This is a genomic window from Nocardia farcinica, from assembly GCF_029867845.1.
GTDB lineage: Bacteria > Actinomycetota > Actinomycetes > Mycobacteriales > Mycobacteriaceae > Nocardia > Nocardia farcinica_A.
The window spans coordinates 1-11483 of the sequence record NZ_JARWRU010000665.1 but is presented as its reverse complement, the minus strand read 5'-3'; the positions used below and the strand labels follow the sequence as shown (position 1 = coordinate 11483).

Sequence of the window (11483 nt, the reverse complement as noted above, 5' to 3'; positions counted from 1 at the left end):
GAGCCTGCCCGCCCGCACGTCCTCGTCGGCGAGCAGGAAGCGCAGGAACTCGATGTTGGCGGTCACGCCGAGGACCGTGGTGCCCGAAAGTGCCCGGTCGAGCCGGGCGAGGGCGGCGGCGCGGTCGGGGCCGTGCGCGATCACCTTCGACAGCATCGGGTCGTAGTCGCTGCCGACCACGGTGCCGACCCGCAGCCCGGAATCCACCCGAACGCCCGGTCCCGCCGGGTCGACCAGGTCGAGCACGGTGCCGCCGGTGGGCAGGAAGCCGCGGCCGGGGTCCTCGGCGTAGACGCGTGCCTCCACGGCGTGACCGGTCAGGCGGATCTGCTCCTGGGACAGCCCGAGCGGCTCGCCCGCGGCGATACGCACCTGGGCCTGCACCAGGTCGATGCCGGTGACCATCTCGGTGACCGGGTGCTCGACCTGCAGCCGGGTGTTCATCTCCATGAAGAAGAACTCGTCGGGCCGGTCGGCGGAGACGATGAACTCCACGGTGCCCGCGCCGACGTAGTCGACGCTGCGGGCGGTGTCGCAGGCGGCCGCGCCGATCCTGGCGCGGGTCCCGGCGTCCAGCAGCGGCGACGGCGCCTCCTCGACGACCTTCTGATGTCTGCGTTGCAGGCTGCACTCGCGCTCGCCCAGGTGCACGACCGTGCCGTGGGTGTCGGCCAGGATCTGCACCTCGATGTGGCGGGGCCTGGTGACGAAGCGCTCGAGGAACAGGGTGTCGTCGCCGAAGGCCGAACCCGCCTCGCGGCGCGCGCTGACCAGGGCGGCGGGCAGGTCGGCCGGGTCGTCCACCCGGCGCATGCCCTTGCCGCCGCCGCCCGCCGACGGTTTGACCAGCACCGGGTAGCCGATCTCCGCGGCGGCGGAGATCAGGTCGGCGTCGGTGAGCCCCGGCCGGGCGATGCCGGGCACCACGGGCACGCCGAAGGCCGAGACCGTGCTCTTGGCGGCGATCTTGTCGCCCATGATCTCGATCGCGCGCGCGGGCGGGCCGAGGAAGACGATGCCCGCCTCCGCCAGCGCGGCGGCGAAAGCGGCGTTCTCGGAGAGGAAGCCGTAACCGGGGTGCACGGCCTCGGCGCCGGTGCGCCGCGCGGCCTGGACCACCTTGTCGATGTCGAGATAGCTCTCCCGCGCCGGGGCCGGGCCGAGGCGGACCGCGACATCGGCCTCGCGCACGTGGCGTGCGCCGGCGTCGGCGTCGCTGTAGACGGCCACCGAGCGGATGCCCAGCGCGCGCAGGGTGCGCAGCACGCGCACCGCGATCTCGCCGCGATTGGCGACCAGGACGGTGTCGAAGCTCCGGTGCGTCTCGGTCATCGCGCTCACATCCTGAAGACGCCGTAGGAGACCGGTTCCAGCGGCGCCTGCCCGCACACCGCCAGTGCCAGGCCGAGCACGGTCCTGGTATCGGCCGGGTCGATCACGCCGTCGTCCCACAGCCGGGCCGTCGAGTAGTAGGGATTGCCCTGGTGCTCGTACTGCTCGCGGATCGGGGCCTTGAAGGCCTCCTCGTCCTCGGCGGACCAGGGGTTGCCGCTGCTGTCGAGCTGGTCGCCGCGCACGGTGGCCAGCACGGAGGCGGCCTGTTCGCCGCCCATCACCGAGATGCGGGCGTTGGGCCACATCCACAAGAAGCGCGGGGAATACGCGCGCCCGCACATGGAGTAGTTGCCCGCGCCGTAGGAGCCGCCGATGACCACCGTCAGCTTCGGCACCCTGGCGCAGGCCACCGCCGTGACCATCTTCGCGCCGTGCTTGGCGATGCCGCCCGCCTCGTAGTCGCGGCCGACCATGAAGCCGGTGATGTTCTGCAGGAACAGCAGCGGGATCTCGCGCTTGTCGCACAGCTCGATGAAATGCGCGCCTTTGAGGGCGGATTCGGAGAACAGCACGCCGTTGTTGGCGACGATGCCCACCGGGTGGCCGTGGATGCGGGCGAAGCCGGTGACCAGGGTGGCGCCGTACTCGGCTTTGAACTCGTGGAAGCCGCTGCCGCCATCGGGACTGCCGTCGACCAGGCGGTGGATGACCTCGCGCACGTCGTAGGGGGTGCGCGGGTCGACCGGCACCACGTCGTAGATCTCCTCGGTGGGCAGCGCGGGCGCGACGGGCTCGCGGACCTCCCAGGGGACGGCCGGACGCGGTCCGAGGGTGTCGACGATGCGGCGCACGATGCGCAGGGCGTCGCGGTCGTCCTCGGCGAGATGGTCGGTGACGCCGGAGGTGCGCGAGTGCAGCGCGCCGCCGCCGAGTTCCTCGGCGGTGACCACCTCGCCGGTCGCGGCCTTCACCAGCGGCGGCCCGCCGAGGAAGATGGTGCCCTGGTCGCGCACGATCACCGCCTCGTCGCTCATCGCGGGCACGTACGCGCCGCCCGCGGTGCACGAGCCCATGACCGCGGCGATCTGGGCGATCCCCTTGGCGCTCATGGTGGCCTGGTTGTAGAAGATGCGGCCGAAGTGGTCGCGATCGGGGAAGACCTCGTCCTGGCGCGGCAGGAAGGCGCCGCCGGAGTCGACCAGGTAGACGCACGGCAGGTTGTTCTGCAACGCGACTTCCTGGGCGCGCAGGTGCTTCTTGACCGTGACCGGGTAGTAGGTGCCGCCCTTGACGGTGGCGTCGTTGGCCACGATCACGCACTCGCGCCCGGAGACCCGGCCGATGCCGGTGATGATGCCCGCGCCGGGGCACTGGTCGTCGTACATGCCGTAGGCCGCCAGCGGGGACAGTTCGAGGAACGGGCTGCCCGGGTCGAGCAATTGGTCGACCCGCTCGCGCGGCAGCAGCTTGCCGCGCGCCACGTGCCGTTCACGCGCCTTGGCGGGCCCGCCGAGCGCGGCGGCCGCCAGCCGTTCCCGCAGTTGCGCGGTGAGCGCCCGGTGCGCCGCGCGGTTGCCGACGTCCTGCGTGATCGTCATCCCGCCTCGCTTGTCCTGAGGGTGGTCCGTCGCGCCCGAGCGCGGCGGAAGGTCCGGTGGAGCGCCAGGATCGGCGATTCCAGTTAGTCGCTGATAACTGGAAGGAAAGGTTAAACTCCATTAACCGAGTTGTCCAGGGTTCGCGCCGGGCGAGCTGGTGGGAGGCGAGACGTGGTCGAGACCGAGGCCGCCGTCGGCACGCGCAGAGGCCAGCTGAAAGCCGAACGGCGCAGGCAGCTGCTCGAGGCGGGCGCGCGCCTGATCGCCGAGCGCGGGTTCCTCGGCGTGCGGCTCGACGATCTGGGCGCGGCCGTCGGGATCAGCGGGCCCGCCGTCTACCGGCACTTCGCCAGCAAGGAAGCGCTGCTGGTCGAGTTGCTGGTCGGCGTGAGCCGCAGGCTGCTCGCGGGCGGCCGGGCCGTCCACGAGACGTATCTGGGCCGGCGCGACGACGCGGCCGCCGCGCTGGCCGCCCTGGTGGACTTCCATCTGGACTTCGCCCTCGGCGAACCCGAACTCATCCGCATCCAGGACCGCGACCTGGACAACCTGCCAGCGCAGGCCAGACGGCAGGTTCGCCGCACCCAGCGCGAGTACGTCGAGGTGTGGGTGGCCGTGCTGTGCCGTCTGCTGCCCGAGCTGCCGGAGGAGCAGGCCAGGGTGCGCGCGCACGCGGTCTTCGGCCTGCTGAACTCCACCCCGCACAGCGCGGGCGCGGCGACCGCCTCGCGCGCGAGACCGGTGCTGCGCGACATGGCGCTCGCCGCGCTCGCGATCCCGCCCGGCGGCGCGCGGCGGAGTTAGGGTGAGGTCCATGGCCTCGCTCTCCGACGACCGGGTTCGCGAATTCCTCACCTACGGCACCAGGACGGGCAAGCTGGCGTTCGTCGCCCCCGACGGGCGCCCGGTGGTCGCGCCCATCTGGTTCGTGGTGGAAGACGAGGAGATCGTGTTCAACACCGGCGCGCGAACCGCCAAGGGCAAGGCCTTCGCCCGCGACCCGAGGGTGGCCATGTGCGTCGACCTCGAGCAGCCGCCGTACGGGTTCGTGCAGATCCAGGGCACCGTCACCACCTCCGAGGACCCGGGCGAGCTGCTGCGCACCGCCACCGCCATCGGCGCGCGCTACATGGGCGCCGACCGGGCCGGAGAATTCGGCCGCCGCAACGGCGTGCCCGGCGAACTGGTGGTGCGGCTGCGACCGGTCAAGGTGATCGCCGCCTTCGACGTGACCGCCTGATCCGGGCCGTCGGCGACCACGGGACCGCCACGCCGGCGCACCGTGCCACACTCACCCCCATGACCGTGCACTTCATCGGGGCCGGGCCGGGCGCCGCCGACCTGCTGACCGTGCGCGCGGTCACCCTGCTCCGCGAATCGCCCGTCTGCCTGTACGCGGGCACCTACCTCGATCCCGAGGTGCTCGCGCACTGCGCGCCCGACGCCGAGCTGATCGACACCCAGCACCTCGATCTGGACCGGATCACCGAACATCTGGTGGCGGCCCACCGCGCGGGCAAGGACGTGGCGAGGCTGTGCTCGGGCGATCCCTCCCTCTACTCCGCGCTCACCGAGCAGACCCGCCGCCTCGACGCGCACGGCGTGCCATGGGACGTGACCCCGGGCGTGCCCGCCTACGCCGCGGCCGCGGCCGTGCTCGGCGCCGAGCTGACCGTGCCCGAGGTCGTCCAGTCCGTGGTGCTCACCCGTACCAGACAGCGCTCGACGGCCATGCCGGAATCGGAGTCGCTGAGCGCGTTCGCCCGCACCGGGGCCACCCTGGTGCTGCACCTGGCCGTCACCAGGACCCGCGTGCTCGCCGACGAGCTGGCCGGCCACTACGGCCAGGACTGTCCGGCCGTGGTCGTCCACCGCGCCTCCCAGCCCGAGGAGCTGGTGTTGCGCGGGACGCTGGCCGACATCGCCGACCGGGTGGAGGCGGCGGGGCTGCGACAGGCCGCGGTGATCCTGGTCGGGCGCGCGCTGACCCCGGCGATCGCCTGCGCCACCTCGCATCTCTACGACCCCGCCCGCGAGCGATCTCCGCGGCGATCCGGCCTGTGATGTCCGCGACAATGGGATGACAACCGGGCATGACCACGCCTGCCTGCGGCGATGTTCTGCCGCTATGGGGTGTGGTTGGTCGCGTGGCCGCGGCGACGGTAGATTGGCCCGGTGGTCAGCAAAGGAAGTCCCGGCTCTGCCGGTCGGTGGGTAGATGGCGCAGTCAGGCCTATGTAACGAGGTCGGCCGTGGACAGATAGTGCCAGTGAACTTCATTGCCTGAACATTTCTAGAACGTCAGTATTCGAGAACGAAAGCATGGGACGCAGGCGCCACGACTCGCAGCCGTGGGGTCGGCGTCCGGGTGTCGTCGGGGAGCGCTCAGCAGGGTGTTCCGGAAGCGAGGTTACGGTTGGACCGGCTGGATTTCGGCGGGAACGGCGAAGCACGTGGCGAGTACTTCCCACTGTCGCCCGCGCAGCTGGGTATCTGGTACGCCCAGCACGTCGATCCGCAGGTGCCGATCAATATCGCACAGTACGTCGACATCCGGGGTGAACTGGATCTCGACGCGCTGGAGCGTGCCAGCGCGGCCGCGGGCCTGGAGATGGGCTCGGGCTTCCTGCGCATCGTCGAACGCGACGGCGAGCCGATGCAGACCGTCGACCCGACGTTGGACGCCACCCTCGAGTACGTCGACCTGCGTTCCGCCGACGACCCGGAGGCCGCGGCCGCCGAGTGGATGCGCGCGGAGTACAGCCGCCCGCTCGACATCGTCGAAGACCGTCTGATCCGCGCGGCCGCGCTGCGACTGGCCGAGGATCGCTGGTACTGGTACTCCCGCGCCCACCACATCGTGCTCGACGGCATGGGCGCGATGACCTTCATGAACCGGATCGCCGAGCTCTACACCGCGCAGGTGACCGGGACACAGGCCAGTCCGTCCAAGGCCGCGGACCTGCGTTCGCTCTACGAGGCCGAGATCGCCTATCGCGACAGCGCCCGCTTCCACGCCGACAGGGAGTACTGGGCCGAGCGGGTCGCCGGCCTGGAGGAGGGCTCCAGCCTCGCCGGCCGCTCCGCCCCGCCTGCCCCGGCCAACTCCGTCACCAGCGCCGCCCTGACCTCTGAGCAGGACGCCAGGCTGGCCGAGGCGATCGCCCGCTACGACAACTCCGCGGCCGGGCTGCTGATCGCCGCCTTCGCCGGCTACCTGGCCCAGATGACCGCCGCCGAGGACGTGATCCTCAGCCTGCCGGTCACCGCGCGCACCACCGCGGCCATGCGCCGCTCCGGCGGCGCGACCTCCAACATCGTGCCGCTGCGCCTGCGCGTCGCTCACGAGACCACCGTGGCCGACCTGCTCGAACAGGTCCGCCTCGCCGTCTCCGGCGCGCTGCGCCACCAGCGCTACCGCCACGAGGACATCCGCCGCGACGCGGCGGGCGACGGCGTGGTCACCACGGAGTTCTTCGGCCCGTGGGTCAACATCATGCTGTTCCGCAACGAGGTCACCCTCGGCCACACCGAGGGACAGTTCAACGTGCTGTCCACCGGCAGCATCGAGGACCTCGGCGTCAACTTCTACCAGTCGGTGGCGGGCACCCGCTCGCACATCGACTTCGAGACCAATCCGAACCTGTACTCCGACGCCGAGGCGGCCGCCCACCACGCCCGCTTCCTGGAGTTCTTCGACCGCTTCCTGACCGCCGATGCCCAGGCCCGCGTGTGGGAGCTGCCGGTGGTCGGCGAGGCCGAGCGCGAACGCACCCTCGTGGAGTGGAACGACTCCGCCGCCGAGGTGCCCGACACCACCCTCACCGCGCTGCTGGACGCGCAGATGCTGCGCACCCCCGACCGGATCGCGCTGCGCTTCGAGGACGAGACGCTGACCTACGGCGCCTTCGCCGCCCGGGTCAACCGGCTGGCCCGGTTCCTGATCGACGACGGTGTCGGCCCGGAGTCGCTGGTGGCGCTCGGCATGCGCCGCTCGCTCGACCTGGTGATCGGCATGCACGCCGTGCTGGCCGCCGGTGGCGCCTACGTGCCGATCGACCCCGACCACCCGGCCGAGCGCACCGCCTACATCCTGGAGAGCGCGAACCCGGTCTGCGTGCTCACCGTCTCCGGTGATGAGCTCGACCTGCCCGGCACCGTGCGCCGAGTCGAGATCGACACCCTCGACGTCTCGCGCTACGCCGCCGCCCCGGTCACCGACGTGGAGCGGGCGGCCCCGCTGCGCCCGGGCAACACCGCCTACGTCATCTACACCTCCGGCTCCACCGGCAGGCCCAAGGGCGTCGCGGTCACCCAACACGCGATCGTCAACCAGCAGCTGTGGATGCTCGACGAGTACCGGCTGACCGAGGACGACGTCTACCTGCAGAAGACCGCCACCACCTTCGACGTCTCGCTGTGGGGCTACTTCCTGCCGCTGATGGTGGGCGCCGAGCTGATCGTCGCCTCGCCGGACGGCCACCGCGACCCGCTCTACGTCGCCGACATGATCGAGCGGCACCGGGTGACGGTCACCGACTTCGTGCCGTCCATGCTGACGGTGTTCGTCTCGCACGCCACCCCCGAGCAGGTGCGCAGCCTGCGCGCGGTGTTCGTCATCGGTGAGGCGCTGCCCCCGGAGACCGCCGCGCAGTTCCGCGCCCTCACCGGCGCCGACGGCCAGCCCGCGGGCCTGCACAACCTGTACGGCCCCACCGAGGCCGCGGTCTCGGTGACCTACTGGGAGGCCACCCCGGCCGACACCGTGACCGTGCCGATCGGCATCCCGGAGTGGAATGTCGACGTCTACGTGCTGGACTCACGGCTGCGCCCGGCCGCGATCGGCGTGCCCGGCGAGCTGTACCTCGGCGGTCGCCAGCTGGCGCGCGGCTACCGTGGCCGCCCCGACCTGACCTCCGACCGCTTCGTGGCCAACCCCTACGGCCCGGCCGGTTCGCGCATGTACCGCACCGGCGACCTGGTGCGCTGGAACGCCGCGGGCACCCTGGAATACATCGGCCGCACCGACTTCCAGGTGAAGTTCCGCGGCCAGCGCATCGAGCTCGGCGAGATCGAGACCGTCGCGCTGGCCCATCCCACGGTCAGCCAGGCCGCGGTGCTCGTGGTCGACACCGCCACCGGCCAGCAGCTGGTGGCCTACGTGGTGCCGACGCCGGGGCAGAGCATCGACCCGGCCGAGCTGACCCGCTTCGCCGCCGAACAGCTGCCGAGCTACATGGTGCCCGCCTCGGTCATGGTGCTCGAGGCGTTCCCGCTCAACACCTCGGGCAAGCTGGACCGCAAGGCGCTGCCCGAGCCGGTCTTCGCCACCGACGCCGGTTACCGCGCGCCGCGCACGCCCGCCGAGCAGATCGTCGCAGGCATCTTCGCCGACGTGCTCAGCCAGGAGCGTGTCGGCATCGACGACAACTTCTTCGACCTCGGCGGCAACTCGCTGGTCGCCACCCAGGTGGTGGCGCGCGTCGGGGCGGCGTTCGACACCCGCATCGGCGTGCGCACGCTGTTCGAGACCCCCACCGTGGCCGGGCTGGCCGCGCGCGCCGAGGCCGCCTCGGGCACCGAGGCCGCGCGCCCGCCGCTGGTCGCCAGGGAACTACCCGACCGGGTGCCGCTGTCGCTCGCGCAGCAGCGCATGTGGTTCATCAACCAGTTCGACCCGGCCGCGCCGACCTACAACCTGCCGTTCGTGGTCCGGCTGCGCGGCCAGGTCGACATCGACGCGTTGAAGGCCGCGCTCAACGACGTGATGGCGCGCCAGGAATCGCTGCGCACCATCTTCCCCGAGTCCGGCGACGGCGCCTACCAGCAGGTCGTCCCGGACGACGAGATCAACCTGGCGATCGGCGTGCAGGCCATCGACGAGGCCGAACTGCCCTCGGTGCTGGCCGGATTCGCGGCCACCGGCTTCGACGTCTCGCGCGAGCTGCCGATCCGGGTGCGCATCTTCACCGTGACCGGCGGCTCGGCCAACGGCACCCCCGATTACGCGGTCGCCTTCGTGGTGCACCACATCGCCGCCGACGGCTTCTCCTTCGGCCCGCTCTCGCGGGACGTGGCCGCGGCCTACCTGGCCCGCGCCCAGGGCCAGGCCCCGCGCTGGGAGCCGCTGCCGGTGCAGTACCAGGACTACAGCGTCTGGCAGCGCGAGCTGCTCGGCGCGGAGTCCGACCCCGAGTCGATGGCCGCGCGCCAGATCGCCTACTGGCGGCGCACCCTGGCCGGGCTGCCCGACCAGATCGAGCTGCCCACCGACCGCCCGCGCCCGCCGGTGCAGAGCTTCCGCGGCGCCACCACGCACTTCGAGATCGACGCGCAGCTGCACGCCGAGCTGGTCGCGCTGGCCCGCGCGCAGAACGTCAGCCTGTTCATGGTGCTGCACGCCGCCCTCGCCGTGCTGATGGGCAGGCTGTCCGGCGGCTCCGACGTGGCCATCGGCACCCCGATCGCCGGTCGCGGCGAGCAGGCGCTCGACGACCTGATCGGTATGTTCGTCAACACCCTGGTGCTGCGCTCGCGGGTCGACGGCGGCGAGCCGTTCACCGAATTCCTCGCCCGCACCAGGGAAACCGACCTGCAGGCGTTCGCGCACGCCGACGTGCCCTTCGAGCGGCTGGTCGAGGTGCTCAACCCGACCCGTTCGCAGGCGCGTCACCCGCTGTTCCAGGTCATGCTGTCGTTCCAGGAGATGGCGCACGGCACCCTCGAGCTGCCCGGCCTGACCGTCAGCGCCGCCGAGGTCGAGGTCCCGATCGCCAAGTTCGACCTGCTGTGGACGCTGACCGAGCAGCGTTCGTCGGCGGGCGATCCGGCGGGCATCACCGCCGCGCTGTCGTATGCCACCGACCTGTTCGACGACAGCACCGTCGAGGAGTTCAACGACCGCTTCCTGCGCGTGCTGCGCGCGGTCGCCGCCTCCGCCGAGGTCGCCGTGCGCGACATCGAGATCATGGAGCCCGCCGAACAGCGGCGCGTGCTCGCCGAGTGGAACCGCACCGCGCACGAGGTGCCCGCGGTCACCTCGGTGCTGGAGATCTTCGAGCAGACCGCCCGCCGCCGCGCGAGCGCCACCGCCCTGGTCTTCGATCCGGGCGACCGCTCCGACGGCGAGTACGGGCAGGCTGGCGAGCTGACCTACGCGGAGTTCGCCGCGCGGGTCAACCGCCTGGCGCGCAAGCTGATCGAGCTGGGCGTCGGCCCCGATCAGCTGGTCGCGGTCGGCATCCGCCGCTCCATCGACATGCTCGTCGCGGTGTACGCGACCGTCGCCGCCGGCGGTGGCTACGTGCCGATCGACCCCGACCACCCGGCCGAGCGCACCGACTACGTGCTGGCGGGCGCGCGCCCGGTGGTGCTGCTGACCACCACCGGCGACGACGTGCGCAGCCAGGACCCGGCCGCCTGCCCGGTGGTCCGGGTCGACGCCGTCGACCTGGACGGCTACTCCGAGGCTCCGATCGCCGCCGAGGAGCGGCGCGGCCTGCTGCGCCCGGAGAACACCGCCTACGTGCTCTACACCTCCGGTTCCACCGGCAGGCCCAAGGGCGTCGCGGTCAGCCATGCCGCGCTGCTCAACCAGATGGCGTGGAAGATCGCCGAGAGCGGCATCGACGAAACCGACGTCGTGCTGCACAAGACGCCGTTCACTTTCGACGCCTCGGTGTGGGAGCTGTTCGCGACCCTGATGGTCGGCGCGGAGATGATCATCGCCGCGCCCGACGGTCATCGCGACCCGCTGTACCAGTCCGAGGTGATCTGGCGGCACCAGGTCACCATGACCTCGTTCGTGCCGTCGCTGCTGGCGGTCTTCGCCTCGACCGCGCCCGCGGCCGAATGCACCTCGCTGCGCGCGGTCTTCGTGGGCGGCGAGACGCTCACACCCGCGACCGTCGCGCTGTTCCGCAGGCTCAGCCCGGCCGCGGTGCTCAACCTGTACGGCCCCACCGAGTTCACCGTCAACGCCACCTCGTGGCGGGTCGGCGCGAACGCCACCTCGGTGCCGATCGGCCGCCCGGTGTGGAACGCGCGCGCCTACGTGCTCGACGAGGCGCTGCGCCCGGTGCCCGCCGGTGTCGCGGGTGAGCTGTATCTGGGTGGCGCCCAGATCGCGCGCGGCTACCACGGCCGTCCCGACCTGACCGCCGAGCGGTTCGTCGCCGACCCGTTCGGCGGGCCCGGCGAACGGCTCTACCGCACCGGCGACCTGGTGCGCTGGAACCGCCACCCGCACGACGGCTCCGGCTCGGTGGTCGCCGACATCCGCAGCTCGGGTGTGGCAGGCACCGGCGTGCTCGAGTACATCGGCCGAACCGACTTCCAGGTCAAGTTCCGCGGCCAGCGCATCGAGCTCGGCGAGATCGAGTCGGCGCTGCTCGAGCAGGACGACATCACCCAGGCCGCGGTGCTGGTCATCGACACCGTGGCGGGCGATCAGCTGGTCGCCTACGTGGTCGGCGCCCGCGACCCGGAGCAGATCGACGCCGAGGAGGTCAAGACCGCGCTGCGGCGCAGGCTGCCCGCCTACATGGTGCC

6 protein-coding genes are annotated in these 11483 nt (G+C 71.8%); 4 read left to right on the top strand and 2 right to left on the bottom strand.

Features of this window, described 5'->3' with window-relative positions; translation table 11 throughout:
• Both QH283_RS14700 and QH283_RS14695 read right to left on the bottom strand, forming a co-directional pair.
• Nucleotides 1–1332 (bottom strand): acetyl-CoA carboxylase biotin carboxylase subunit (locus QH283_RS14700; protein WP_280503560.1); only part of this gene is annotated, 1332 nt, incomplete at its 3' end.
• A 5-nt stretch (nucleotides 1333–1337) separates the two neighbouring features.
• Entirely contained in the window at nucleotides 1338–2933 is a 1596-nt protein-coding gene (locus QH283_RS14695) for a carboxyl transferase domain-containing protein (RefSeq protein WP_280503559.1), read from the bottom strand.
• Nucleotides 2934–3104: 171 nt separating this feature from the next.
• Here QH283_RS14695 and QH283_RS14690 point away from each other — a divergent pair, with 171 nt between their 5' ends.
• The 4 genes from QH283_RS14690 to QH283_RS14675 form a co-directional block, all read left to right on the top strand.
• Nucleotides 3105–3737 (top strand): SACE_7040 family transcriptional regulator, encoded by a 633-nt coding sequence (locus tag QH283_RS14690; protein WP_280503558.1) that lies wholly within the window; start codon nucleotides 3105–3107, stop codon nucleotides 3735–3737.
• Between the two features lie 10 nt (nucleotides 3738–3747).
• Nucleotides 3748–4173 (top strand): PPOX class F420-dependent oxidoreductase, encoded by a 426-nt coding sequence (locus tag QH283_RS14685; protein ID WP_280503557.1) that lies wholly within the window; start codon nucleotides 3748–3750, stop codon nucleotides 4171–4173.
• A gap of 59 nt (nucleotides 4174–4232) precedes the next feature.
• On the top strand, nucleotides 4233–4997 hold the full coding sequence (gene cobM, locus QH283_RS14680) for a precorrin-4 C(11)-methyltransferase (protein ID WP_280503556.1): 765 nt from the start codon (nucleotides 4233–4235) through the stop codon (nucleotides 4995–4997).
• A 352-nt stretch (nucleotides 4998–5349) separates the two neighbouring features.
• Nucleotides 5350–11483 (top strand): non-ribosomal peptide synthetase (locus tag QH283_RS14675; RefSeq protein WP_280503555.1); only part of this gene is annotated, 6134 nt, incomplete at its 3' end.